This window comes from Arachidicoccus sp. BS20, from assembly GCF_001659705.1.
Taxonomy (GTDB): Bacteria; Bacteroidota; Bacteroidia; order Chitinophagales; family Chitinophagaceae; genus Arachidicoccus.
Window position 1 is genome coordinate 1,538,453 of the sequence record NZ_CP015971.1, and the last position, 26,287, is coordinate 1,564,739.

At 41.1% G+C, this 26,287-nt stretch carries 20 protein-coding genes; 14 read left to right on the forward strand and 6 right to left on the reverse strand.

Annotated features, from left to right (window positions below):
* Positions 1-29 precede the first annotated feature (29 nt).
* Positions 30-1,502 (forward strand): glycine--tRNA ligase, encoded by a 1,473-nt coding sequence (locus tag A9P82_RS06950; RefSeq protein WP_066209690.1) that lies wholly within the window; start codon positions 30-32, stop codon positions 1,500-1,502.
* 50 nt (positions 1,503-1,552) lie between these two features.
* Here A9P82_RS06950 and A9P82_RS06955 read toward each other — a convergent pair whose 3' ends face one another.
* Positions 1,553-2,503, reverse strand: a complete 951-nt coding sequence (locus A9P82_RS06955) for a sterol desaturase family protein (protein WP_066209692.1) — start codon at positions 2,501-2,503, stop codon at positions 1,553-1,555.
* Positions 2,504-2,655: 152 nt separating this feature from the next.
* Here A9P82_RS06955 and A9P82_RS06960 point away from each other — a divergent pair, with 152 nt between their 5' ends.
* From A9P82_RS06960 to A9P82_RS06970, 3 genes are read left to right on the forward strand one after another with little or no spacing between them, the layout of a single operon-like run.
* The gene (locus A9P82_RS06960) at positions 2,656-3,231 is read left to right on the forward strand and encodes a LemA family protein (RefSeq protein WP_066209694.1); all 576 of its coding nucleotides are present in this window, start codon (positions 2,656-2,658) and stop codon (positions 3,229-3,231) included.
* A gap of 21 nt (positions 3,232-3,252) precedes the next feature.
* Positions 3,253-3,714 carry a TPM domain-containing protein gene (locus A9P82_RS06965; protein ID WP_066205885.1) on the forward strand — a complete coding sequence of 154 codons (462 nt, stop codon included), beginning with the start codon at positions 3,253-3,255 and terminating at the stop codon, positions 3,712-3,714.
* A gap of 11 nt (positions 3,715-3,725) precedes the next feature.
* Positions 3,726-4,529: a TPM domain-containing protein gene (locus A9P82_RS06970; protein ID WP_231891222.1), complete on the forward strand. Its 804-nt coding sequence runs from the start codon at positions 3,726-3,728 to the stop codon at positions 4,527-4,529.
* A 54-nt stretch (positions 4,530-4,583) separates the two neighbouring features.
* Here the strand turns inward: A9P82_RS06970 and A9P82_RS06975 are convergent, their stop codons facing one another.
* Positions 4,584-5,213, reverse strand: a complete 630-nt coding sequence (locus tag A9P82_RS06975; protein WP_066205889.1) for a hypothetical protein — start codon at positions 5,211-5,213, stop codon at positions 4,584-4,586.
* A gap of 123 nt (positions 5,214-5,336) precedes the next feature.
* Here A9P82_RS06975 and A9P82_RS06980 point away from each other — a divergent pair, with 123 nt between their 5' ends.
* On the forward strand, positions 5,337-6,506 hold the full coding sequence (locus tag A9P82_RS06980; RefSeq protein ID WP_066205891.1) for an AIR synthase related protein: 1,170 nt from the start codon (positions 5,337-5,339) through the stop codon (positions 6,504-6,506).
* 105 nt (positions 6,507-6,611) lie between these two features.
* Positions 6,612-7,286 (forward strand): tRNA (guanosine(37)-N1)-methyltransferase TrmD, encoded by a 675-nt coding sequence (gene trmD, locus A9P82_RS06985; RefSeq protein WP_066205894.1) that lies wholly within the window; start codon positions 6,612-6,614, stop codon positions 7,284-7,286.
* A 12-nt stretch (positions 7,287-7,298) separates the two neighbouring features.
* On the opposite strand, the gene A9P82_RS06990 is transcribed toward trmD, so the two are convergent.
* Positions 7,299-8,720, reverse strand: coding sequence for a hypothetical protein (locus A9P82_RS06990; RefSeq protein WP_156522618.1), 1,422 nt, complete (start codon positions 8,718-8,720; stop codon positions 7,299-7,301).
* 160 nt (positions 8,721-8,880) lie between these two features.
* Here A9P82_RS06990 and A9P82_RS06995 point away from each other — a divergent pair, with 160 nt between their 5' ends.
* The 7 genes from A9P82_RS06995 (at position 8,881) to A9P82_RS07025 (ending at position 17,446) form a co-directional block, all read left to right on the forward strand.
* The gene (locus A9P82_RS06995) at positions 8,881-10,263 is read left to right on the forward strand and encodes an alpha-L-fucosidase (RefSeq protein ID WP_066205901.1); all 1,383 of its coding nucleotides are present in this window, start codon (positions 8,881-8,883) and stop codon (positions 10,261-10,263) included.
* A 147-nt stretch (positions 10,264-10,410) separates the two neighbouring features.
* Positions 10,411-12,051, forward strand: coding sequence for an adenine deaminase (gene ade, locus A9P82_RS07000; RefSeq protein WP_066209696.1), 1,641 nt, complete (start codon positions 10,411-10,413; stop codon positions 12,049-12,051).
* A 4-nt stretch (positions 12,052-12,055) separates the two neighbouring features.
* Positions 12,056-13,327, forward strand: a complete 1,272-nt coding sequence (porK, locus tag A9P82_RS07005; protein ID WP_066205904.1) for a T9SS ring complex lipoprotein PorK/GldK — start codon at positions 12,056-12,058, stop codon at positions 13,325-13,327.
* A gap of 39 nt (positions 13,328-13,366) precedes the next feature.
* Positions 13,367-13,996, forward strand: a complete 630-nt coding sequence (locus A9P82_RS07010) for a GldL-related protein (protein WP_066205910.1) — start codon at positions 13,367-13,369, stop codon at positions 13,994-13,996.
* An 89-nt stretch (positions 13,997-14,085) separates the two neighbouring features.
* Positions 14,086-15,612: a type IX secretion system motor protein PorM/GldM gene (porM, locus tag A9P82_RS07015; RefSeq protein WP_231891223.1), complete on the forward strand. Its 1,527-nt coding sequence runs from the start codon at positions 14,086-14,088 to the stop codon at positions 15,610-15,612.
* Positions 15,613-15,626: 14 nt separating this feature from the next.
* Positions 15,627-16,718 carry a type IX secretion system ring subunit PorN/GldN gene (gene porN, locus A9P82_RS07020; protein ID WP_066205913.1) on the forward strand — a complete coding sequence of 364 codons (1,092 nt, stop codon included), beginning with the start codon at positions 15,627-15,629 and terminating at the stop codon, positions 16,716-16,718.
* A 26-nt stretch (positions 16,719-16,744) separates the two neighbouring features.
* Positions 16,745-17,446: a hypothetical protein gene (locus A9P82_RS07025; RefSeq protein ID WP_156522619.1), complete on the forward strand. Its 702-nt coding sequence runs from the start codon at positions 16,745-16,747 to the stop codon at positions 17,444-17,446.
* Positions 17,447-17,507: 61 nt separating this feature from the next.
* Here the strand turns inward: A9P82_RS07025 and porU2 are convergent, their stop codons facing one another.
* Both porU2 and A9P82_RS07035 read right to left on the reverse strand, forming a co-directional pair.
* Positions 17,508-22,736: a putative type IX secretion system sortase PorU2 gene (gene porU2 / locus A9P82_RS07030; RefSeq protein ID WP_066205921.1), complete on the reverse strand. Its 5,229-nt coding sequence runs from the start codon at positions 22,734-22,736 to the stop codon at positions 17,508-17,510.
* Positions 22,737-22,758: 22 nt separating this feature from the next.
* The gene (locus A9P82_RS07035) at positions 22,759-23,886 is read right to left on the reverse strand and encodes a putative type IX sorting system protein PorV2 (RefSeq protein ID WP_066205923.1); all 1,128 of its coding nucleotides are present in this window, start codon (positions 23,884-23,886) and stop codon (positions 22,759-22,761) included.
* 167 nt (positions 23,887-24,053) lie between these two features.
* Between A9P82_RS07035 and A9P82_RS07040 the strand changes: the two genes are divergently transcribed.
* On the forward strand, positions 24,054-25,142 hold the full coding sequence (locus A9P82_RS07040; protein WP_066205928.1) for a mannose-1-phosphate guanylyltransferase: 1,089 nt from the start codon (positions 24,054-24,056) through the stop codon (positions 25,140-25,142).
* On the opposite strand, the gene A9P82_RS07045 is transcribed toward A9P82_RS07040, so the two are convergent.
* Positions 25,133-26,287 carry a glycosyltransferase gene (locus tag A9P82_RS07045; protein WP_066205933.1) on the reverse strand — a complete coding sequence of 385 codons (1,155 nt, stop codon included), beginning with the start codon at positions 26,285-26,287 and terminating at the stop codon, positions 25,133-25,135. The genes A9P82_RS07040 and A9P82_RS07045 overlap by 10 nt on opposite strands.

Sequence of the window (26,287 nt, forward strand, 5' to 3'; positions counted from 1 at the left end):
ACTTAAATTGTGTTTTCTATATTTGCGGCATGAGCACACAAGCAGAAAATAATTTTCAATCCATTATAGCGCACGCCAAAGAATATGGCTTTGTTTTTCCGAGCAGCGAAATTTATGACGGTCTCAGCGCCGTATATGATTACGGTCCGTACGGAAGTGAATTGAAGAAAAATATCCGCGATTATTGGTGGAAATCGATGACGCAACTGAACGATAATATTGTGGGAATTGATGCCGCAATTTTCATGCATCCGACAACATGGAAAGCGAGTGGACACGTGGACAATTTCAGCGACCCGATGATTGACAACAAAGATAGCAAGAAGCGTTATCGTGTTGACCATTTGATTGAAGCTTTTGCCGAAACGATTACAGCGCAAGGAAAAGAAAGCGAAGCGCAAAATATTTTACAACAAATGGATGCGTTGCTTGCGAAAGATGATTTTGCAGGTTTGAAAAAATTAATCGACGATAATAAAATTACATGCAGCATCAGCGGAACAAGTAACTGGACAGAAATTCGCCAGTTTAATTTAATGTTCAAAACAGAATTTGGAGCAGTTGCAAGTGATAATCCTGATGATAATATTGTTTACCTGCGCCCCGAAACTGCACAAGGCATTTTTGTCAATTTTTTGAATGTGCAAAAGACGGCAAGAATGAAAGTACCTTTTGGCATTGCACAAACTGGTAAAGCATTTCGTAACGAAATTGTTGCGCGACAATTTATTTTCCGTATGCGCGAATTTGAACAAATGGAAATGCAGTTTTTTGTTCGCCCCGGCACGGAAGGCGAATGGTATAAATATTGGAAGGCAGAACGATTAAAATGGCATTTGAGCTTAGGCATTGATGCAAGCAAATATCGTTATCACGACCACGTGAAATTGGCTCACTATGCAAAAGAAGCCTGCGATATTGAATTTGAATTTCCCATTGGTTTTAAAGAAGTCGAAGGCATTCATTCGCGCAGCGATTTTGATTTATCGCAGCATCAATTGTACAGCAAAAAGAAGCAACAATATTTTGATACAGACATTGACCCTGCGACCGGAAAACCTTATGGCAACTACATTCCGTATGTAATAGAAACGTCGATTGGTTTGGACAGAATGTTTTTGTTAATCTTGTCAAACGCTTATCACGAAGAAACAATTGCAAAAGAAGACGGCTCAACCGATTCAAGAGTTGTATTGCATATCAACCCGAAAATTGCGCCTGTAAAACTCGCAATATTTCCATTAACCAAAAAAGATGGATTGCCCGAAATTGCACAGGAAATTTTTGACGATTGCAAACAAGATTTCCGTTGCTTTTACGAAGAGAAAGATGCCATCGGAAAACGTTACAGAAGACAAGATGCGCTTGGCACGCCGTTCGCCATTACGATTGACCACCAAACAAAAGAAGACAGAACTGTTACGATTCGTTACCGCGATTCCATGCAACAGGAAAGAATTTCCATCGATGAAATCAAAGCGAAGATTAAAGCATCATTGTAACAAAAAATACTAAAGAGCTACAAGGTTTAAGATTTTGTAGCTCTTTAAATTTACAGAGGTATCGTTTCTACTGCCAACGCTTCCTCAGTGTCAATTTCTCCGCGCCGTTCATTCTCTTCCGCAAGCATTTGTACACTCGTTTTTCTGCTGCCGTCATGACTATAACCCGGCGCACCAAAAATATAATTCATGCGTTCCTTCAATGTCAATCCTTTTGCCGTAGCATCTTTATATATCTGAATCCATTCGTGAAAAATCAATTGGAATAAATTCGGATTTTCCATATTTTTTGTAAGCCCGTAATGAATGGGCGCGTATTCTTTTTCCGATAATTCTTCCTGAAATGTACCGAAAATTCTGTCCCAAACAATGAGAAACATTCCCATATTTTTGTCCAAATATTTCGGATTAGAACCGTGATGCACCCGATGATGCGACGGTGTTACAAAAATATATTCAAGCCAACCCAACTTACCAACCGTTTCTGTGTGTACAAGCGTTCCCCAAATTTGCGTAGCAGAATACATAAACAAAATATCCAGCGGTTTGAAGCCAAACCAAGCCAACGGAATAAAATAAACAAACCTGTATAATGGTTCAAACACCGACGAACGAAATCCAGTACTGAAATTAAAATGCTCCGAGCTGTGATGCGTTACATGAACCGCCCAGAAAAAACGTATTTCATGGTCAAAACGATGCAGCCAGTAATAAGCAAAGTCTTCGGCAATCAACAAACAAATCCAATAAGCCGCCATATTAGTCCAATGCTGAAACGGACTTACTTTAAACACTTGTATTAATATCCATAGATAAGTAAGCTTGAAAGCCGCGTCCACTGCCGCATTGCACAGCGTGAGTACAACATTGTTAAAAGTATCGCGCAGCGTGTAAGTCTTTTTATGAAGGCGGATATTTGTCAGCAAAATCTCAATTGCAATTACCGTAATATAAAACGGCGTTGACCATAGCAGAATAATTTGTTCTCTTAAACTGTACATAAAGCAAATGTAAAAAGTAAAAATATTAAAACATCTTCCGTTTATCTTCCAAAAGTTTCCGTTCGCCCGATTTTTTGCCGAAAATGTAAATGTATATGCTTTTAAAATCATACTTTTATTCTGTATTTAAAACTTTTAAAAAAACAAGTACTATGAAAAAAGGTTGGATTGTCATTTTAGCACTCATTGTCATTCTCGGATTTTGGGGTTGTAACAAATACAACGGATTGCAAACTGCAAATCTTAACGTAAATAACGCATGGGGAAGTGTTGAAACCAATTATCAGCGCCGTTCCGATTTGTATCAAAATATGGTGCAAACCATCAAAGGCTCTGCAAAGTTTGAAGATTCTACATTAATCGGCGTTGTGAATGCGCGCGCCAATGCTACAAAAATCCAGGTAAATATTGAAGATACTGCAAGCCTTGCAAAATTTCAAGCGGCACAGGCACAACTGCAAAGTTCGTTCAGCAAACTACTCGCCGTATCGGAACAATATCCTGATTTAAAAACAACATCTCAGTTTCAAAATCTGGAAACCGAAATCGAAGGCACGGAAAACCGCATCAACATCGCACGTAAAGATTATAACCAGGCCGTAACGGATTACAATACTAAAGTGCAATTGTTTCCCGGAAATATTTTTGCAAACCTTTTCGGTTTTAAACCCAAAGCCTTATTCCAAGCCGCAGCAGGCACGGAAAATGCGCCTAACATTCAATTCTAATCTTCCATTTTATTGGCTCTTATGCTGAATATTTTTACAAGAAAACCGCCGCAGTTTTTTTCCGTTGAACAACAGAACGAAATCGTGGCGGCTATTCAACAAGCCGAAAAAACGACAAGCGGAGAAATCCGTTTGTATGTTGAAAGCCGGTGCAAATACGTTGATGCCATTGACCGCGCCAAAGAAATTTTTGAAAAATTGCAAATGCACCAAACCGCGCAACGCAATGGCGTATTGGTCTATGTGGCAATGAAAGACAGGCAAACAGCCATCTTCGCCGATAGCGGCATATATAATCACGTAGAAGATAGTTATTGGACTAATAAAGTAAAAAGAATGATTGCACATTTCAACAGGAACAATTATGCCGAAGGAATTGTGCAGGTAATTTTGGAAATCGGAGATACGCTTTCACACGCATTTCCCTATGATGCGGCTACCGATAAAAACGAACTTCCCGATGATATTGCCTACGGGAGATAAAAATATAAATAGTGAATTTTTCTTTTAAGATAAAAAACATATTTACCGCATTTGTTGTTGTATTTAGTTTTACAAAACTAAATGCGCAAAATGTATTGCCGCCGCCAAATCCGCCGAGATTGGTGGTGGACAATGCCAATCTTTTAATTCCCGAACAAAGGGAAATTCTGGAAGAAAAATTAGTTACGCTGGACGACAGTACTTCCAATCAAATTGCAGTTGTCACCATTCCTACTCTCAAAGATTCCAGCGGCGACGACTACCCGATTGAAGATTATGCTACCAAATTGTTCCGCAGTTGGGGCATTGGCGGTAAAAAACATAACAACGGCGTTCTGTTACTGATTGCAGTTAATGACCATAAAGTGCGCATCGAAGTTGGTTACGGACTCGAAGGAGCCATTACCGATTTGCAATCGAGAAGCATTATTGATAACGATATTACCCCAAACTTTCGCGAAGGAAATTATTATCGCGGCATTGATAATGCTATTAATTCGCTTTCAGCCGCCGCCGTAGGCGAATATAAAATTCCTAATCCGCATGACAGTAGCGACGATTCGGGCGGCGGCATCATTTTCCTTATTATTTTATTGGTTGTTCTGTTCATTATCATCCGTTCGCGCGGAGGCGGTGGCGGAGGAGGAATGGGAAGCGGAGGTGGTTGGTGGATTTTGCCCACACTACTCAATGGCGGTTTCGGCGGCAGCCGTGGCGGGGGATTTGGCGGCGGCAGTTTTGGAGGAAGTGGTGGCGGCTTCGGTGGTTTCGGCGGAGGAAGCAGCGGCGGCGGTGGCGCAAGCGGCGGTTGGTAGAAATTAATCGTAAAATACTAAATCCTGCGAGTAAATAATATGCTTGCAAGATTTTTACTCTTTAGGTAATAAAATTTTCGTGCGAAAAAATCCATTTGCACGAAATAAAAGTGTGTCTTTGCAGTCATTTGTTTGGATAGATTTAAAATCAATAAAGCCATACAAACTGTCGCCGAGTTTATAAATTGATTTGTCCAAAATCAATTTGTGAAAAATTGTTGAATCGTATGTTGTTTCCTTACAGGGCATTATCACATCAGACCAATCTTCGCCTTTAACAGAAAAAGCTTTATTGGTATATCTTATAGAGATATTATGTCCCGTAAACATTGAACTGATTCCAATATTTATTATCACTGTATCTGATTGTAAATAAGCACGGCAGTTATTATAACTTGCATATCCGGCTACTCCGCTTGCATTAAAAAGAGTTTCAATGAATTCATTTGGCGAACCTTCAAATAATTTTACATCACTACTTTTCTTAGCCAATAGAGAATCTTGACGTTTAGAGTTTTGCATATTTTCATCCCATGAAAATATTTCTTTCTCTTTATCCATTTTCTTATAAACATCGTTTCGACTTAAAGTATTGTCAATTATTACTGTGTCCCATTTTTCAATTTTCTTTTTATGGCAACTCATGGCAATAATTATTAAATAAAAACACGCAATTTTTTTCATACAAAACTTTCTTTTATATAAAGATGCTAATCTCCATTGTTTTCCATAAAAATAAAACAATTTCTTCCCCACATTCTAACTTCTATCTTCCGACTTCTGATTTATAACAATTATTTTTGCAGCATGAGTTTATACACCAAGCGCGGCGTTTCCGCACAAAAAGAAGAAGTTCATCAGGCAATTCAACATCTTGACCAGGGATTATTTCCTCATGCGTTTTGCAAAATGTATCCCGATTTTATCGGCGGCGATAAAGATTATATCAACATCATGCACGCCGACGGCGCAGGCACGAAAAGCATTTTAGCGTATCTATATTGGAAAGAAACAGGCGACATTTCCGTATGGAAAGGTATTGCGCAGGATGCCATTGCGATGAACTTGGACGACTTGCTTTGTGTGGGTATTTACGATAATATTTTATTCTCATCCACTATCGACAGAAACAAAAAAATCGTTTCGGGTGAAGTGTTGGAAGTGGTAATTAACGGCACACAGGCATTCTTCGACGAGATGAAAAAATACGGCGTAAACATTCATTATCTCGGCGGCGAAACTGCCGATGTGGGCGATGTTGTCCGCACAATTGCCGTGAACGGAACAATGAGTGCAAGGCAAAAAAAATCGAGCATTATTACAAACGAAAAAATAGCTGAAAAGAATGTAATTGTTGGGTTTGCAAGCTCCGGCAAAGCGAACTATGAAACTGAATATAACAGCGGGCTCGGCAGCAACGGACTCACAAGCGCGCGCCATGATGTGCTGAGCAAATATTACGCAGAAAAATATCCCGAAACTTTTGAAACAACGTTGGATGATGATGTCGTTTATATCGGAAAAAACAAAGTTGAAGACGAACTCACGATTGGCGGTTCGCATTTCACGATTGGGAAATTATTGCTCTCTCCTACCCGCACGTATGCACCTTTGATGAAAATTTTACTGGAAAATTATTTCGACGACATCAACGGCGTTATCCATTGCAGCGGCGGTGGGCAAACCAAGTGCATGAAATATTTACCGAAGAATTTAAAAGTTGTAAAAGATAATTTATTTGGCATTCCGCCCATATTCCAACTCATACAATCCAACAGCGGAGCTGATTTCAGGGAAATGTACCAAGTATTCAACATGGGACATCGCCTGGAAATTTTTACCAACGAAAGTGCAGCCGACAAAATGATTGAAGCAGCAAAATCACTCGGCATCGAAGCAAAAATTATCGGTCATACGGAAGCATCGGACAAAAAGGAATTGCATTTAAAGACAAGTGAAGGTTGGATTGTGTATTAGTTTTAAATAAATACGGTTACAAGTTTCGTATCCCAAATTTGCTTCGGCGATATGCAAGTTGGACACGATAAGTTATTTCACAAACCTCAATTATTCATTCACACAATGCACATCGATATTATCACGGTTGTACCCGAATTACTCGCCAGTCCTTTGTCGCACAGCATTATGAAACGAGCGCAGGACAAAGGCATACTCACAGTACAAACGCACAACTTGCGTCAATGGGCTGTGAACAAATACGGGCAAGTGGACGATTATCAATTCGGCGGCGGTGCTGGTATGGTAATGATGTGCGAACCTTTGGCAAATGCGATTGAACACTTGCAAAAAGAAAGACCTTACGACGAAATTATTTACATGACACCCGACGGCGAACGCTTTAAGCAATCTACTGCAAATCAACTTTCACTCAAAGAAAATTTGCTCATTATTTGCGGACATTACAAAGGCATTGACCAGCGCATACGCGAGCATTTTGTAACCAAAGAAATTTCTATTGGCGATTATGTATTAAGTGGCGGCGAGCTTGCTGCTAATGTAGTGATTGATGCCATCGGAAGATTGTTGCCCGGCGTATTAAACGATGAAACTTCCGCGCTTACCGATTCTTTTCAGGACAATCTTTTAGCGCCGCCTGTGTACACGCGCCCTGCGGAATTTCGCGGTTGGAAAGTACCGGAAGTTTTGTTGAGCGGAAATCCCAAAACAATTGAAGAATGGCGTTACGAGCAATCTGTTGAACGCACGAAAGAAAGACGACCGGATATACTTGATTAAAAATCCTCGTTTTTATTTGGTTTTAGCTGAAAAAATACCTTGTGAACGAATACTCGAAAGATTTACTGAATGTCCAGGCGGAACCATAACAACTCTTATTTGATAAAAAGTTCCATTTCTATATTCATCCGCGTTATAACCTTGTGTACGACCGCCGCCATTTGTATTAACAAATGTTGTGTCAGAAGGTAAATAGGGTAATGAAAAGTCAGGTATAGTTGGCGGTACATTAGGTCCACCATTTCTATGCGCATACAAAGTTGAACTTATTTTTAATGAATCTCCTACAATGTATGTGTAAGTATAAAAACTCGTCGAATCGTTTATTTTGCCGGCGACTTCTATATTAGAAGAAGTATTTGTCCATCTGCCACCAACCCAGGTATTGCTTAAAGAGTCCGTTTTATATTGAGGTAAGACTTTTATAAACAAGTACAACTGATAGGTTGATTTAAGAGTTATGTATTTAGAAATTAAATTTGCTAACGCGACGGATGAACCTGCCGAATATTCATTATCGTAAATATTAATTGAATCTGCTTTTGAGGTAATTACTCCAAATCTCATCTTTTCTCCGACTTTCATTGTCGGGTCAAGAGGTCTCCATAAAATAGAATCGGGATATTCTTTGGATACCATTCTTAGAGAATCTTCGCCGGTAAACGTAAAAGAGTTATGCAAACTATCTGCGATAAATTGAAATGGTTGTCCAACTTTGGCAAGTTTAATATTAGGGTCTGAGACAAGGTCTTCTTGTCTCACAGAAACATTCATCGCTCTTGCCAAAATTTGATTGAATCCCAAATACGAATAATTGATTCTTGCATAATTGAAATACTTATACTTCGCTCTTCTTATAGAATCATCTTGATTAAAAATAAAATTGGAAATTGATAAGAAGCTGTAAAAATATTTTGTTCCAAACTCACGCGCAGATTTATTCAAATGAATATTATCAAAACCGTATGTAAGAACATAATTATTTTCCGTAGCAGAATCTGTAGTTAATGCTAAAAGATTGGTATTCCAACTTGCGGTATCTTTAGGTCCATACAAAACATAATTCGATGTATCGATATAAAAATCTCCTGTTTTTCCGACACTTTCTGAAGGAATTCCTTTGCCGATGTTCAATATAGAAGTTGTTGTTTGGGCAGAGTTTGATACTTTTAATGTGACAGAGTTTGTCCAACCAAATGAAGTTTTGCCCGTATAAAAAACACCGCTATTTAAGTTAAGATAAAAATCCCCATTATTTCCCAATGCATTTGTAGGCTCTTCGTTTCCCGTGTATAAAGCATTTCCCTTTATCCTTATAATTAGCTCATTATTATTTGACGGAGTATTTTTAACTTCATCTTTATGGCATGAAAGTAAATAAAAAATCATCGAGAGGAGTAAGATCGTCCGCGCAGACACAAAAGAAAATTTCATCTAATTTTGTTTTACCGAAAAAATAATTAAAGCCTTTTATAAAATTAAATAATCTTTTTAAAATATTGTTTAATTGGCGAACAATATTTTTTTTCAATACATTTACTCCATTGAATTTTCAAATTAATATTCCAATTTTTTCTTTTAAAATTATTGTTTAATGAAAAAAATATTCTCGTTATTTATTCTAATGTGTTTTCTTGCACAATCTGCTTTCTCCCAAGACAAAAAACTATTCAACGAAATGCCTCAACACAAAGCCGAACGCTTGAAATGGTGGACTGACGCGCGTTTCGGAATGTTCATTCATTGGGGATTGTATTCTTTAGCAGCGCGGCACGAATGGGTAAAAAGCCATGAAAGATTGACCGATTCTGCTTATCAAAAATATTTCGACAACTTTAATCCCGACGAATTTGACCCGAAAAAATGGGCGAAAGAAGCAAAAGCTGCAGGCATGAAATATGCCGTGTTGACCACAAAGCATCACGAAGGATTTTGTTTGTTCGATTCAAAATACACCGATTATAAAGCGACAAATACAAAAGCGCACAGAGACCTTGTACGCGAGTTCGTAGATGCCTTTCGCGCGGAAGGTATCAAGGTTGGTTTTTATTATTCTTTGTTAGACTGGCATCATCCCGATTATACAATGGACGATGTGCATCCGCAACGCCCTGCAGACGGCTTAACCAATGCGCAGAAAGATTCGGCTTATGCACGTTTTAATAAAGGTCGTGATATGAAAAAGTATCAGCAATACCTCAAAAATCAAATCACGGAATTACTCACAAATTATGGAAAGATTGATATTCTCTGGCTCGACTGGACTTGGGGAAAAGACGATAAATACGGCAAGCACCCCGAAGATTGGGACGCTGTAAATTTAATAAAACTGGTGCGGAAATTACAGCCCGGGATTATCGTGAACAACCGGCTGGGGCTTGACCAGGAAGGTTATTCCGACGGCGGTGATTTTGAAACACCAGAACAGGTAACGCCTAAACAGCTACTTCCATATAAAGGGAAATATTGGGAAACTTGTCAAACGTTTTCCGGCTCATGGGGATATTACCGCGACGAAAACACATGGAAAAATCAGCATCAATTGCTCGACTTGCTGATTACTTCTACTGCAAACGGCGGCAATCTTATTTTGAATGTCGGTCCAACAGCGCGCGGCGAATTTGATTATCGCGCAACAAGAGCTTTGGACAGTTTGGCTTACTGGATGCACGAGAATAAGCAATCGATTTACAACTGTACTTTTCCGCCTGCGCAGTACGATTTGCCTGATTCTATGGATGAACGGCTGACGTATAATCCCACAACAAAAAAACTCTATTTGCATCTGCTGAATTATCCGACAAACGGGCAATTGATTCTACCGAATTACAACGGTAAAATTTCTTATGCACAACTCCTCAATGATGACTCCGAAATACCCTTTACCGTTGCGGATAATGGGAAAGATGTGATATTGAAATTGCCAAAAGCAAAGCCGCCTTATGAAGTTCCTGTTGTAGAGTTTGATTTGAAATAAAAAGACTCTTCGGGATTTGCAATCACGAAGCATTGTGCTGTTCGGGATTTGCAATCACGAACTCTTATCCGTGCATTTGTAATGCACAATTATTTGCGAATTGCAAATTCCGAAGAGCATGAAATATTGAACAGTAAAACTTTAATTATGAATTCTCTAACCGCCAATCTCGTCAACGCTTTTGCCAAAGAAATTTATCCTGTGGAAATTTCTTTTGACAAAAAAATTATTTCTATAAAAAAATTAGGCAATCAAATTGATAGCACACTTCCGTTTATTATTCCCGGTTTTGTGGATGCGCACGTGCATATCGAAAGTTCCATGCTTATTCCAAGCGAGTTTGCGCGCATTGCCGTTACGCACGGAACGGTTGCGACCGTGAGCGATCCGCACGAAATTGCCAATGTTTGCGGCGTGAACGGCGTAAAATACATGATTGAAAACGGCAAGAAAGTGCCCTTCAAATTTTATTTCGGTGCGCCGAGCTGTGTGCCTGCAACAGTTTTTGAAACGGCAGGTGCAACGCTCGACAGTAACGCAGTGAGAGAATTATTGGAAATGGACGAAATAAAGTATTTAGCCGAGATGATGAACTTTCCCGGCGTGCTGCATGGCGATGAAGAAGTGATGAAAAAAATTGCGCACGCACATTCTTTGAACAAACCTGTGGATGGTCATGCGCCCGGCTTGCGCGGCGATGATGCTAAAAAATATATCGAAGTGGGCATCTCAACCGACCATGAATGCTTTACCAAAGAAGAGGCTTTGGACAAGTTGAAATACGGCATGAAGATTTTGATTCGCGAAGGCAGTGCGGCAAAAAACTTTGAAGCGTTGATTGATTTACTGAACGATTATGAAGACGAAATCATGTTTTGCAGCGACGATAAACATCCCGATAGTTTGGTTCTCGGACACATCAATCAACTATGCGAAAGAGCTGTTGCAAAGGGTATTGATATTTTTAAAATCATCAAAGCAGCTTGCGTCAATCCGGTATTACATTATAAATTGAACGTAGGTTTGCTGCGGGAAAATGATGATGCAGATTTCATTCTGATAAAAGATTTGGTATCTTTCAAGCCGTTAAAAACTTATATCGATGGCACTTTAGTCGCCGAAAACGGACAATCCTTAATTAATTCTGTTGCGGAAAAAGAAATCAACAATTTTTCTATTGACAAAATAAATATTTCCGATTTTCGTTTTGAGAAAAAGCAGGCTCTTTTCAATGAACGCGAAGAAATCCCAATAATTGAAGCATTGGATGGACAATTAATCACAAACAAAGTTTTTCTTCAACCCAAAACTAAAAATGATTCATTAAGAAGCGACACGGAAAAAGATATTTTAAAAATTGTAGTTGTTAATCGTTATCAAAAAGCACCTGTCGCCAAAGCATTTATTAAAAATTTCGGTTTAAAAAAAGGTGCGCTTGCTTCGAGCGTAGCGCATGATAGTCATAATATTGTAGCCGTGGGTGTGGATGATGAAAGTTTGCTCAGTGCAATCAATGCGGTCATCGAAGTAAAAGGCGGCGTAAGCGTTGCAGAGCGGGAAACACACGTACTTCCACTGAACGTAGCCGGCTTAATGAGCAAGGAAGACGGCTATATAGTTGCCAGAAAATATGCGCAATTGGACAAAATGGCAAAAGATTTGTTAGGTAGTAAGCTGTCCGCGCCGTTTATGACTTTAAGTTTTATGGCATTGTTGGTCATCCCGCATTTAAAATTGAGCGATAAAGGCTTATTTGACGGGGATAATTTTTCTTTTATAATAAAATAAATTTATGAAGAAACAATTTGGTTTCGTATTGGCACTCGCATTATTCAGCATTTCATTTTCGTACGCACAAAAAACACAGCATCTGAAAAAAGTAGTATCAAGCAAAAGAGGCTACGTGCTGGGGTTGCCACTGCGGGTAGTAGAAATCCCGACAGGTACATTCATCGACAGTAATAAAAACGGGTCGCCGGGCGATAACCATCCCATGTTAATCAGCGATTTTTACATCAGCACATCCGAGGTTACCAATGCCCAATATAAAGAGTTTACCGATTGGGTTCGCGATTCTATTGCAGCCTATCTTTTAGGCGGAAAATATCTCAACATAAGCAAAGCGGGCGACACAAGCATTAACTGGAAAAATGCTTCGCATATTGATTGCACCAGCTCTGAAAACAGGGAAAAACTTACGCCCATATTGCTGCCGCCGGCGCAAACATTGAGCCATCATTACGAAGTTGACCCGTCCAAACTGGTGTATGTAATGCAGGGTTTTGATTATCAGGAAGCAGCAAAAAAAGAAAACCAGGGAAAAAATCCAAACGAATTTCGGTACAGATACGAAGTAAAAATTTATCCCGACACACTCGTATGGATGCGCGACTTCGGTTATTCCAACAATGAGCAAATGGCACTAAGCTATTTCTCAAGTCCCAAATACACCAATTACCCGGTTGTGGGAGTAAACTGGAAACAGGCAAATGCATACTGCGACTGGCTTACAAGACAGAGAATCCATACTGAACAACGCAGCAAAAGAATGGCTGTAGGCGGGGTTTGCCGCCTGCCGACGGAAGCAGAGTGGGCGTACGCCGCCAGCCTGAATGAGGACAATGATAAAAAAATAAAACAGCAAACGACACCGGATACCCCCTTTGTTTTTGTTCAGCGCGACTCGTCAAAAACCAAAAAAAGAAGCAGACACAACGCACGCAAACATTCAAATGACGAAGTCGAAGACAATACATTATTTCCACAAAATATAGCCTTTGGCGAACGCGGTAAATACGGTATTGTGGATTTGGCAGATAATGTATCTGAATGGACAAATACTTCCTACTACGAAGGCGGCGATAATTTTGAGAACCGTTTTAACCCGGATATTCAATGGGGAAAAATAGATTCCGACTCAAAATCGAAACGGAGAAAAGTAGTGCGCGGCGGAAGCTGGAAAGACACGCCGCAGTTCAAAACATCCTACAATCGCTTTTATGAAGATATGGACGGAGCACACTCCTACATCGGCTTTAGAGTCGTTGTAAATTTACCTGAATAAAACTCAATTTTTAAAAACTATAAACCCCAATTTTAATCTATGTCAGTCGAAAAAGTAAGACCAATAGACAGAATACTCGAAATATTCTATTCTTTCGCGGCAGTGCCTGTATTGCTTGGTGCATTATTCAAACTTACGCATACAACCCCGTTCGGCTCGCCAAATGCCTGGCTTTACGTAGGCTTGGGTACCGAAGCAATTGTGTTTACAACCTTCGGTTTATTGTATTGGCTGTCGCCGCCAAAAGCCGTGGACGAGTTGGGCATAGCCGTTGATTCTGCTGATACTAAAAAAACGGCAGACACAAAGAAAACATCGCTAACAGCCATTGACGATATGCTGAAAAGCGCCGACATTACACCTGAATCTTTGGACAGATTAAGTCTTGGATTTAAAAATCTGGAGGCAAGCATCCAGCGCATCGGAACTGCAAGCAACAACATTGCAAATACGGATGAATATGCCAAGAAATTGCAGGAAGCAACCGCTTCGCTTTCAAACATGAACAGCTTTTATAGCAAGCTTACTGAAACCTCATCGGCATTGGCAAGCAGCGCCGACGATGCAAAACGTACGCAGGAACAGATTGCCCAACTGGCGCAAAATTTAGTGAAACTCAATCAGGTATATGCAAATATGCTTTCAGCAATGAATGTGAAACCTAATTAAATTTTCGTGAGATGTGAAACGTCAGTCGTGCATTATACGCACGTTTCACAAGTGGAAAAAGTTATTGACTTTAAAAATAAAAATTAACTATGGCAATACCTCGCGAGCCACGGCAGAAAATGATTAACCTGATGTATTTGGTGCTTACAGCATTGCTGGCGCTGAATGTATCGTCCGAAATACTGAATGCTTTTCGTACTATCAATGATAGCCTTGGAAATGCAACGAATACTATTGAGCAAAAGAATCAAACTTTATTTGAGTCATTTCAGAAATTGATGAATGATGATAAAACGCGCGAACAGGCGGCAATGTGGGAACCAAAGGCTGAAAGAGCAAAACAATATTCGGATGATCTTTATAATTATATAGAAAGCATTAAAGGAAGATTGGAAAAAGAATCTGGCTACCATCCCGAAAAAGGAGATAGTTCTTCTTCGTGGTACGACAATACAGATGTACCTACAAAAATTATGGACGATGGAAAATTGGGCGATACATTGTATCAAAAATTAGCCGAGTATAAAAAGAATCTTTTGGCAATAGACCCGAAAATTGCAGCGCAATTTCAAAATTCTCTGCCGATTGATTTGACTACGCCGAAAGTTGAAAACAGCAGCAACAATACATGGTCCGCCGCTTATTTCAGAATGACGCCAACTATTGCCGCAGTTACCATTTTAAGCAAATTCCAGAATGATGTCAGAAATAGTGAAGCGCAAGTTGTGGAATTTTGCCACAACCAAGTAGGCGCCGTACAGGTTGTATACGACGAATTTGAAGCATTGGCTACATCCAATTCCACTTATTATTTACCCGGACAAGAATTGACTATTTCCGCAGGTGTGGGTGCATTCAGCAAAAATGCCAAACCGACTGTAACAGTTGATGGCGCTAATGTTCCGCTGGATGCCAATGGAATGGCGTTGTATAAATCCGTCGCAGGAAGTCCCGGAACTTATACAAAACGTGTAAATATTTCTTTTTATAAACCGGATGGTAGCCTTGCAACTATTACAAAAGATATTCCTTATACAGTCGGTTCGCCCACAGGCATTACCGTAAGTGCCGATGCTACAAGAGTTTTATACATCGGCTTGGACAATCCTATTTCTATCGGTGGTGGAAATGGCCGTGGGGCAGAAACCTTGCACGCTTCCATTGACCAGGGTTCTATCTCTTCACAAGGACATGGCAAGTTTATTGCAAGAGTATCTACACCGGGCGTTGCACACATTACCGTATCCGACGGAAAAACACAAACCGTGCAGGAAATGCGTGTAAAAACCGTACCTACGCCTACGGCAATGGTTGGCGCCAGCAAAGGCGGACGTATGAGACTGAACGATTTTAAAGCACAAGTAGGCGTACGTGCCGAATTGGAAAATTTCGTATTTGAAGGCGTGAAGTTTACTGTTACAAGTTTCACGATTACGTGTTCCGGCGCAGGCTATCCGGAGTTTACACACAAAGCAGTTTCCGGAAATCTGTTTGCTCCGGTACGGGATATTATAGAACGTGCAAAACCGGGATGTACGATTACTTTAGACGATATCAGGGCATCAGGTCCCGGCGGCAGCCGCACGCTTGCCCCTATTGCATTTAATTTGTTTTAAATAATATTTGTAGGATGATGAACAAATCTTTTTCTTATACAAAATTATCCGCGCTTTTGTTCGTTGGATTAATATCATTCGGTTCACTGAACGCTCAATCCAAAAAGAAAAAATCGCGTCCACCTGTAGATTCTTACGGCGATATTCCCGTACAAAGCAATAGTGCCCCGAAGAAATCAAAAGTTCCGGCAGCAGATACCACAGAATTGCCAACCGACAGTTATGCAAGTGCTGCCGACACAATGGGCATTAATCCGAATTTACCTGTTACTGTCATTAAGGATTCTTCCAATGGCGGATTGTTTTCAGACAATAAAAAGTCTCTAAGACGAGATGGCATTTTAGAAGATGACGCAACTGACAGTACAGCCACGCCTTTACCCTACACGCCGCTATATTCGACAGATGCCGTTTACCGTGTGCGTGTATGGAGAGTAATTGACGGAACAGAAAAAGCAAATCTTCCTTATTTTTTCAATTCATCTATTGACGGCGAAGACAATACCCGTTTAATCAACGTGATTTTTAATGCTATCAAAAATGATAGTGTACAGGCTTTCAGTTCAATTGACGACCGCTTTACCACACCGATAACTTTCCAACAGGCGTTAGATGCTTTCGGAAGCGGTACCGATACTTCTGCCTCTTACGACTTAAACGGAAATATCGTAGGCTATCAGGTAAGGCAAAAAGCCTTAAATCCGGATTCTATTTATAAATTCAGGATAAAAGAGGAATGGGTCTTCAACAAGCGCGACGGTAAAACCTATGTGCGTATTCTTGGTATCGCACCGTTAATTTCCTACACTATGTCTAATGGCGACGTTGCTGATAATAGCGAACACGCAGCATTCTGGATTTATTATCCCGATTTAAGAACAGCCCTTGTGCGTTCATTGATTCCAAATCCATTGAATATAGGCGGTACTATGACTTGGGAAGAGGTATTTGAAAAAAGATTATTTACAAGCCATATTATCAAATCTACTTTGGATACGCAAAATGGTTTTACAAAAGAACCATTAACCGGAGCACAAGGTCAAACAATTCAGCAAGAGCTGAATAATTTAAGCGGTCAAATGTGGAAGCATTCTGCCCAACAATAAGCGAGTTTATTAATTAATATAATATTATGATGAGATATTTAGGGAAAATATTTGTTTACTTTTTCTGTATTTATTGTTTCGCAAGTACAACAACTCATGCTCAAAATGACGTGCCTGCAAGAAGAAGCTATATTGGTATCGCCGGCGGAATAATGAATTATGGCGGCTATATGCAACCTAAATCTTTCACTCTTAGTCAAATAAGCGGAGCGGGCGAAATAATGTACCGGTACGATGTTACTACAAATTTTCACGTACGTGCAACAGGTTTAGTAGGCTGGTTACAAAGAAGCAATCAATATGTAGAGGGTCAAACTCCTGACCGTTCGGGCTATTTTCAAACGGGTATTGCAGAATTGAATATCTTACCTGAATACGATTTTTTAAACATCACTCCTGACAAGCAATTGCGCTATCAATACAAGTGGACTCCTTATATTTATGCGGGTGGCGGCGCGTTCCGTATGTTTCATTATAAAGGTCAAAAGGTAAATGCAGAAAATGTTGTAGTAAATACAGGAATAGCGCATAAATGGGGTGCAGACCTGCGTGGCGGCATTGGCATTAAATATGTTGCGGCTCCCGGTATTCAACTGTTTTTTGAAGGCGAACAAAGGGTACTCAATCGTCCAATAGATTTCTATCAATATTCAAACAGTCACTATTTCTCCATTATGATTGGCGGCATATTCAGCCTTCAGAAAATCGGCTCCAAAAATAATTGGTAATTTTAGTAAAAATTTTTAAAGAAAAGGTCTGTGTGATTTAATCAAAGACGGACCTTTTCTTTTACCGCATCAGATACATTTTACCGTATCCTTTATTAAAATATTTTCCCGTGTTTACCGCGTTCCCGTTCTCATCTGTAATGTTGAATTTATCCAACCGCTTTCCATTTTCATTTGTAATCACTCTATACAGATAAACACCGTTTGCCAGCTTTTGACCGTACATGTCGGTACCATCCCATTTGTACTCCGTAATATTTCTTCCTATGTGCAATGGTCCCAATTCCGCCTTTGTAATTTCTTTAACAATTTTTCCTGTAATCGTCATAATCTCTATCCGAATATTCTGTGGTACCTCACTACCCGTAATTGTAAATACAAATGCAGTAGAAGATGTAAAAGGATTAGGATAATTGAACATATCCGAAATCATTGGCTTATTATACACCTGGAATGAAACACTATAAGACAAACTTTGTGTAGTTGAGCTTGAGTTTCCATTGTTTACAATTAATTGGTAAGTACCATCCTGTATAAGATATGGTTTAAGGTTGGCAATTGCTTCGTTATTTCCACTGTCTTTCGCCGGCGTAAAAATGAGTGAGTCTGTATTGTATGCAAATCTTTTTGTCGTTCCGTCGGGATACTTCAAAGAGATTTGTGCGATAGAAGTATCATTCAGTAAGATGTATTTTGAATCGCTATTGAAGTGGATAACGATATCGGGTTTTGCAGCCACAATATCATTATTCAAAATATGTACGCCATCAAATGTTACATCCAGATTAGTACTGCTGATATTAGACTTAACATAGAATGTTTTAAAAAGAAAATTATTATCGCTGCTTTGTTCTTTAGGGTTATTGTTTGGATTAATATTTAAGCTAAGATTATTCTTACCTGTAATATTTTGAGTGCTTACTGATGTTTTGAGCGTTGGGTTTGTCTGGTTTTTATTGAAGGTAGCGGAGTCACCCGGTATGGTAATGCTGACAATGGCTGTATCGCCGGGCATCAGTTTTTTAAGGTTTCTGACCGGGATGGTATATACTGTATTATTTGCGCTTGTGATGTTCACATTTGCCGGGAGGCTGTCGTTAAAAGGCTGGTCGCTAATGTTCTTAAAGGCGATGGCGAAGCTGTAGTCTTCCCCGCTGTTAACCGTATCTTTTGTATTGTACAAAATATTTGCCGCCAGCGCACCTTCGGGCAAAGGGGAATACAACAAGTGCCAGTAGCGCAGCTGGTAAGGTGTAAAGTTGATGCTGTCGGCATCGCGCAGTTTCAGTTGCAGGTAAGGGTATTGCTGCGCATCAATATCAGAGATATCGGCATTCTGCTGTGCCATGGTCAGCGTTTTGAGCACGGTGCTGCGGGTTTGGCTGCTGTCAAAACCTATCACGTACAACTGTGCATTATCCGTACCTGCCGCATCCTGCGACTGCCCGTTCCATTGCAGCGATGTCCAGCTTTGGGCGGGACCGAATTTTGGGGAAGTGATGAAGCCCAGCGTATCGCTGCTGTTGATATTTTGATTGATATGCAGCTGCCCGAAAGCGTCATCGGTCATTTGCTGAAGCGGCGTAAAGGAATGGTCTCCTTTTTTATAGATAAACACCGCTGCTTTGGGTGCCGTAAAATTATCGATAAGCCCAAGTCCCTGTTCAATAAAAGCGTTGTAGAGCGAACCGCTGCCCGTGCCGTCCTGTGTTTTCCACGCATCCACCGTAGGTACGGAGGTAAACGGCGTTACAATAAACAGCCTGACAATCACATAGGAACCTTCGGGTATCCAGTCCATGAACTGTGCAATATTATTGCGTTGTGCCGTGGTTTTATACGGGAACTGGAAGTTGTATTTATTGGTATTGGGATAATTAGCGGGGTTTTTGTCAAAAGAGTAAGGCGAAGAGCCGCAGGCAGTCGTTGAACCCATGAAGCCTTTGCCGGAACCTGCCAGCACGCCGCCGGCCTGCTCAACGGTAGAAGGTTCGGATTGGTTAAAATAAGGCTTAACACCGTCCGGAGAGAATATATTGAACATGATGGAATTACCCACAGAAGTACAATAGTAGCTGGAATTAAGAATTGTGTTGTTGATAACGATATCGAAGTTGCTTGCTCCGGTAGTATTCCCGCCGCCGGTTACGGCGTGGTTAATCAGGAAGGCATTGGGGATATTAGTAAAAGTCCACAGCCTGCTTGTACTGTCCAGCCGGATTCTTTCTGTCGCAGACGCCAGGTGCTGATAGAGGTGCGACTGCCCGGCACCGTCCCGGTTGTTGGGACTGCCGATGTATTGGAAACTGCTTCCTGCCCAGTAATACAAACCGCCTTGTGCCGGCGCAGGACTTACCCGCCAGTAGTAAACCGTACTATCGCTGTAGCTGATTCCGGGGTCAAAATCGATGGCTCCTCCTGCAGAGTGTACCGTTTTTGTTATTTTGAATGTAGAATTGAATAAAGATGTGGTATCCAGTTCCATCACATAATCGGTTGCGGCAGCCAATGCGTCGGAGGTGGAAGCAATGAGATGAGCGGTCGGATTATGAATGATGGAATAATCGTAAGGATAAGCAGGCGTCAGCCCGTTGGAATAGACAAAAACGGTTGCCGTCGCGGTGTTGTTGGCAGTACTTAGCTCATCATAGCGTGCATTGCCGTCAATGGTTACGATGATGCTGTTGCTGCCGGCATCTGTAGCCGGGTTAAGTGTTACATCCAGCTCCACCGAATCTATATTTTTTACCGAAGGAATGTTTTTGGACAACAGGGTTTGTATTGTTCCCGAAGGCAGTTTTCTTTGTACCTGCAACATTACGGAGTCCCCGGCAGCTTTGCCTAAGTTATACAAATAGGCTTTTATATGAAAGCCGGCGGCAGTTGCCGACACCGATTGCGGGGCAATGATATGCGCGGCATCTACGGCAAAATCGGGCTTGGCTGCTCCGAACAGTGAAATGGCGGGGTCGCCCAAAAAACAGGTTTGCGCTGCATTGGCATACAGACTGATGCTGTCCCTGCCGGGCAGCGAACTCGGGTCAACCATGAGTTGTTCCCCCGCTATCATGCTGTTGATAACCGGCCGGGAATAATCAGTAACAGCCAGGTGCTTGTACAAAGTCCTGTTGTAAAGATCCAGGATATTGGTAATGCCTAAATAAGTTTGTGCCACAAAAGCGACGCTCCCTTTATCTTTGGTAAACAGATACCGTTCGGTAATATTGTTGACAGTGTTGCTTCTGCCGCCCATATAATCGAAACAGTTGCCGACGTCGCAACCGCTGGTAAATATAACAGGATATTTGCCGTTATTGTTAAAAGCAGACGGGTCGCTGAGCTGGGCGTAGCCTATCGTGGTGCTGGCACCGTGCCCGTAATAGCTGAGCAGGCTCATGCCGGAGGCAAACAGGCTGTTTAAGAAATCACTGGACGTGGTTGTAAAGGAAGACGACTGGTTGCTGAAGTAATACCCCCTGCCGCCGTATAATGTATCGCTCATGATTTTTTCATAGCTGTTCAGGTAGCCGCCGAACTGGGATTCTTCGGAAGCAGAGCTTCCCCCGGAAATAAATGCAATATTTTTTTTCCAAAAATTATTGTCGATAGTATTGTCATTATTTTGCTGTTCCTGCTCATAAGCTTTAACCTTGTCAAGATAGGTGTTGACTTCTTCGGAGCTTATTGCCGATACCCTGCCGACGGGTGTAGCGGCAACGGGTACAAAATTGTCGGAGGCTAAAAGGATGTCGGATGCGGGCCACCCGTAGGTTGGGAGCAGTGCCTGCGACCGGTAATCGGCATTGGCGCCGTTGGTGCCATACGTATTGTTGAAGGTTAATCCTCGTCCCAGCAGCAGCACATATTCCGGGCTTTGTGCAAACCGGCTTCTGGCATAGCGCAGGAAGTTTTTAATACTTAGCGGATGCCCGTGTATGCCGAAGGCGAACTCGTCTTCCAAATCTTCTATCTCATAGAGTCTGGCATTGAAGCTTCCGCCGGCAGAGGATGCGCGGTACTGTTGGTATGCCTGTGCACCGTTTTGTAATACTTTATTGTAGATAATCAGGTAGTTGCCCTGGTTAGCGCTGCCGGCAGGGTCGGCAAAATCCCGGCGGCGAATCTCTGTACCCGTTATACCGGTGTAAGATGCGGCTGCCTGTCCTGCCAATGCAAAATCGGCAGCGGCGGTTGCCGGAATGACAAAGGAATAAGTGCCGCCGCTGACATTTGCCGTATATCTCCGGTTATTCGTTAAATCATACAGAACGGGCGTACTGCCGTTGGCATTGAAATCGGTTATCTGCAGCACGCGTTGCTGTGCGGATGCGGGCAGCGAAAAAGCGAAAGAGGATTGTCCCCCGAAGTCAAATGTTCTGGGATAGGTTAAGGACACAAAGCTGACGGTTGCCCGGTCGCCGGAGCTGTTGCTGTTGGTCTCGCTGACGGTAGCCGTAAAGTTGCCGGTTATCCGGAAGTCATCCGCCGTCAGTATTTTGCCTTCAAAGGCGCCTAAGGAAGCGCCGTTTATCAGCGTGCCGCCGGTGCTGCCGCTCACGCTGACCAAACGGTTCGTGCCTGTGGAAGAAGAACCGGCAATACCCACCGAAAGGCTGGACGTAACGCTGCCTGAGGTATAGGGATGTAAGTTGGTAAATGCGCTTGCCACCGTGGTGCCCGGCGTGAGCAGCGCACCGAAGGTTTTGTATTGGTAGTCGGAGAGGTACACGTAATCGCCGCTGTAGTCTTTTGCCGGACCCTGGTTGAAGTTGCCGCTCAGGTTGTTTTGAACGGTGTACATGAAATAGGCTTCGGGCCGGACATCCGGAGGAATGGATAAAACACCGTTATCGGTATAGCGCAGGTTTTGCGAAGTGTTGGTATTGAGCGTCAGAAAGTAGGCTGCACTGTCGGTCTCCAGGCTTTTGGCTTTGTTGATTTGGTCGGCAGGACGCTTGAACAGCGCAGAGTCCGTTGAACCGTCATTGTGCATGCCCCAGAACTCTATGTAATCCGAACTGCCGAAAGTGCCGCTGTTGCTGACATACAAGGCTACCTGCCTGCCGTTGTGCCAAAGCTGCAACTGAGAACCGCTGACACTGCCCAAGCCTGCCGCCGACAACGATGCCCCCGTGATACGGTAAAGACCATCAGACAACAGCTTGAACTTATAGTAACTTTGACCGTAAACTATCCACTCATTATTATACTGCTGTGCGCGTAAACCAGCGATAGAGAAGAAGAATAGAGCAGACAAATAAATTTTATTATATATTTTTCTTTTTTTCATTATGAAAAAGGAAATAATTTATTTAATAAAGAGGCATTGATTTTGTTTTTTTATTATCCAAATCTAACCTTAACGAAAATACATGCGTGTATAAAGGATTAGATTGGTTTGCCAAATTGGTAAACGCATAATCAATTACTACATTACCTAAACGGAAACCAGCCCCGAGACTTGGCTGGAATAACCATACACGCTTTTGATTTGTTGTGTCGCTATCGGCAAGCCCGCGCTGGAAGTTGGAAATACCAGCACGGATAAATACTTTGTCCACAATATTGGCTTCCAGACCCAAATTCGGGTCGATACTTACAGGTTTTCCGCTGATTAACGTATTTCTTTTCCCGTCAAAAGTTACGGCAAGGTTCGACTCTGCCAACAGACTGAACTTTGGATTAAAAATAAAATTGTATCCGCCGCCAAGTATCACGCGCGGCTGTGTGATTTCCGTAGATTTTACAGGAATATCATTATCCGTGAGGTAAAGCACTTGCTTTTCCGGATCGGTAAAACTAAAACTCCAGGCATTGTAAGTGGTGGTTAAGTCTCTTACCACAGCACCTGCACGCCAGGTAGGAGTCGTAATTTGTACGCCGCCATCGATGCCCAAACCCCAGGCGTGTGCGAATGAGCCCACATGACGATAAATGATTTTTGCATTTCCGCCGAAGGCAATTTTCATATTGTTATCGTCTTTTAAAACTTGTCCATAAGACAAAAGGAAAGCGTAATCGGCAGAAGAAAAAGTAGAGATATTATTATAATTTAACTGCCCTGTTTGCGGGTCAACCAAAAACAAAGTGTTGGGAATATCATCCACACCAAAGCGCAATGCAGTAATGCCCAATGTACGTTTATCGTCGTTCAAAGGAATAGCTGCAGCCAAAAAATCGTATTTACCAATGCCGGAAAAATAATCGGCATGCATAGCCGAAAAAGTCGGTTGGTCGCGGATAAATGCCAGCGCCGCGGGATTCCAATAACCCGCTGTCGCATCCGTCACAGAAGCAACCTGCGCCCCGCCCATACCTAAACCACGCGCTCCGGCGCCAATATTCAAAAACTCATTGGAATAAGTACGAAACTGCGCTTTCACATGGAAGCATATCAGTACAGAAAATAGAACTAAGAGGTTAAATTTACTTCGGCTCATCCAAGTAGTTTTGAAATGCTGTGTTGTATAAGTATTTTAATATTAAACGCTAAATTGATAAAATTATTATAAAAAGCATCCACACAGCATGATTTAATTTCAGGAGTACCGCGAACTTAACTTTAAGCAAATAAGAATGCCTTATCTTCGTACTAAAACATTTTTTTGTGGAGCAGTATGAACATCAGTATGTAGTGATTTTGGCAGGCGGCATCGGCAGTCGTTTATGGCCAAAAAGTCTAACAGCAAAGCCAAAACAGTTTCTTGATATTTTGGGTACAGGCAAAACACTTATTCAACAGACATTTGACAGGTTTGTCTCTTTTATAAAAAAGGAAAACATCTTTGTAATTACACATAGGGATTATTATTTATTGGTTCATGCTCAATTGCCCGGCTTGCCTGTGGAAAATATTATTCTTGAACCAAGCCGCAAAAGTACCGCACCAAGTGTTGCCTACATTTCCATGAAACTAATGGCGCTCGACCCGAATGCCAATCTGATTGTTGCGCCGAGCGACCATATTATAATCGATAAAGAAAATTTTGCAACAGTAATCCAGACAGCATTGGATTTTTCATCACACTTAAAAGCATTGGTTACGCTGGGCATCAAGCCGCTTTACCCAAACACGGGTTACGGGTATATTCAATACGAAACCCGCGAAGTTGCTTCTAATATTTACAAGGTAAAAACCTTTACCGAAAAACCAAATCTCGACCTGGCAAAAGTGTTTCTGGAAAGCGGCGAATTTCTCTGGAATTCCGGCATATTCGTATGGCGCGTAAAGAGTGTGCTTGCCGCCATAGAAAAATATCAGCCGGAATTATTTGAAGTATTTGAAGCTGAAAAAGAATTTTTCAACACGGAAAAAGAAGCTGAAGCAATTGAGCGGATTTATCCGCTTTGTACCAATGTCTCCATCGATTTTGCTATTATGGAAAAATCGCAAAATGTATATGTGATTCCGGCTTCATTTGGCTGGAACGATTTGGGCAACTGGAGCAGCGCGTATGAAAATCTTGAAAAAGATTATTTGGGAAATGCTGTTGCGGGAAAACATATTCTTGTGATTGATGCAACAAAATGTATGGTAAGCGCACCGGACAAAAAGCTTGTCGTACTGCAAGGTTTGGACGATTTTATTGTTGTGGATACAAAAGATACTTTGCTGATTTGTAAAAAAGAAAAAGAATCTGAAATCAAAGATTATGTTGCGGAAGTGAAAAGAAACTTTGATGAAGATTATTTGTAACCATTAATTACAGACTGATATACTTCAACAATCTGTTTACCTACAACATCGTAATTATATAATGCAATTGCATTTTTTGCAATTGCTTCTTTGTTATAATGCGTATAATTTTCCATCATTTTTTTCATGGCTGAAAGCAAAGCTTGTTCATCGTTTGATGGAATTGTAATACCGTTGCTCTCATCTATTTGCTCTGCAACGCCGCCAACATTCGTTGCAATTACAGGAATGCCGCAACAAAGACTTTCGATGATAACACAGGGAAAATTTTCGGAATGACTAAACAGAACAAAAGCATCTGCAAGTTGCATTTCAGCAGCCACCTGCTCATAAGGAATTTGATGAAGAAAAGAAATGTTGCTCGACGAAATATTTAGTTCTTCTGCTAAATTATTCAGTTCACGATTTTCTCTTCCGATAATTTTGAGAAAAATGTTTTCGTTTTCGCTCAGCAACAGGGCAAATGCGCGAATGATTCCTTTTGGATTTTTATTTTCATCAAGCGATGAAACATGAAGAAAAACAAATTTTTCATTAACTGAATTTCTTTGCTCGTAATAAAAAAATGTTGTGTCCACAACGTTCGGAATTTTCCGATAGTTTATCTGAACAACATTGTTTCGCACGCTATTTCCCAAAGCATTGCTCACAGGCAAGAATGTAGCCGCTTCTTTTAAAACTTTTTTGGCAAAATATTTATAGACAAAGTTTTTTATTGCAAAACCATCTTTTCTGTCAGAAAAAAATCCACCCCAATGTTCGGTTACAACATACGGAATATGGTACTTTTTCTTTATCCACAAAGCCAGCAAACCTGCACGCATAGATACATGAACATGAACAGTGTCGGGCTTTCCCTGCGCATCAATATATTTTTTTATATGCTTTTTATAAAGAAAAAAATACTGAATAAATGAAAAAAAATTACGAAGCGGGTTATCGTTTTTCTTTTTGTAATAAACAATTTCTTCGGTAAGATTATTTTCATGATTCAATATGATTTCATTATTTTCATAAGCAACTACGTGCAATACATATACGTCAGCATATGTTGAAACAGCACGCGCATGACGCTGAATAAAATCTCCGTTTTGGGAAGATGTTTTCGACGGATACCAACTTGCAAGCCACAATGCGCGTAACAT

Excerpts from the sequence above, each read along its gene's own strand:
- porU2 (WP_066205921.1), bottom strand. The coding sequence starts at position 22,736 with ATGAAAAAAAGAAAAATATATAATAAAATTTATTTGTCTGCTCTATTC.
- A9P82_RS06990 (WP_156522618.1), bottom strand. The coding sequence starts at position 8,720 with ATGAAATTTTCTTTTGTGTCTGCGCGGACGATCTTACTCCTCTCGATG.
- A9P82_RS07010 (WP_066205910.1), top strand. The coding sequence starts at position 13,367 with ATGTCAGTCGAAAAAGTAAGACCAATAGACAGAATACTCGAAATATTC.
- trmD (WP_066205894.1), top strand. The coding sequence starts at position 6,612 with ATGCACATCGATATTATCACGGTTGTACCCGAATTACTCGCCAGTCCT.
- A9P82_RS06950 (WP_066209690.1), top strand. The coding sequence starts at position 30 with ATGAGCACACAAGCAGAAAATAATTTTCAATCCATTATAGCGCACGCC.
- A9P82_RS06975 (WP_066205889.1), bottom strand. The coding sequence starts at position 5,213 with ATGAAAAAAATTGCGTGTTTTTATTTAATAATTATTGCCATGAGTTGC.
- A9P82_RS06955 (WP_066209692.1), bottom strand. The coding sequence starts at position 2,503 with ATGTACAGTTTAAGAGAACAAATTATTCTGCTATGGTCAACGCCGTTT.
- A9P82_RS06960 (WP_066209694.1), top strand. The coding sequence starts at position 2,656 with ATGAAAAAAGGTTGGATTGTCATTTTAGCACTCATTGTCATTCTCGGA.
- porK (WP_066205904.1), top strand. The coding sequence starts at position 12,056 with ATGAAGAAACAATTTGGTTTCGTATTGGCACTCGCATTATTCAGCATT.
- A9P82_RS06995 (WP_066205901.1), top strand. The coding sequence starts at position 8,881 with ATGAAAAAAATATTCTCGTTATTTATTCTAATGTGTTTTCTTGCACAA.
- ade (WP_066209696.1), top strand. The coding sequence starts at position 10,411 with ATGAATTCTCTAACCGCCAATCTCGTCAACGCTTTTGCCAAAGAAATT.
- porM (WP_231891223.1), top strand. The coding sequence starts at position 14,086 with ATGGCAATACCTCGCGAGCCACGGCAGAAAATGATTAACCTGATGTAT.
- A9P82_RS06980 (WP_066205891.1), top strand. The coding sequence starts at position 5,337 with ATGAGTTTATACACCAAGCGCGGCGTTTCCGCACAAAAAGAAGAAGTT.
- A9P82_RS06965 (WP_066205885.1), top strand. The coding sequence starts at position 3,253 with ATGCTGAATATTTTTACAAGAAAACCGCCGCAGTTTTTTTCCGTTGAA.
- A9P82_RS07045 (WP_066205933.1), bottom strand. The coding sequence starts at position 26,287 with ATGTTACGCGCATTGTGGCTTGCAAGTTGGTATCCGTCGAAAACATCT.
- porN (WP_066205913.1), top strand. The coding sequence starts at position 15,627 with ATGATGAACAAATCTTTTTCTTATACAAAATTATCCGCGCTTTTGTTC.
- A9P82_RS07025 (WP_156522619.1), top strand. The coding sequence starts at position 16,745 with ATGATGAGATATTTAGGGAAAATATTTGTTTACTTTTTCTGTATTTAT.
- A9P82_RS07035 (WP_066205923.1), bottom strand. The coding sequence starts at position 23,886 with ATGAGCCGAAGTAAATTTAACCTCTTAGTTCTATTTTCTGTACTGATA.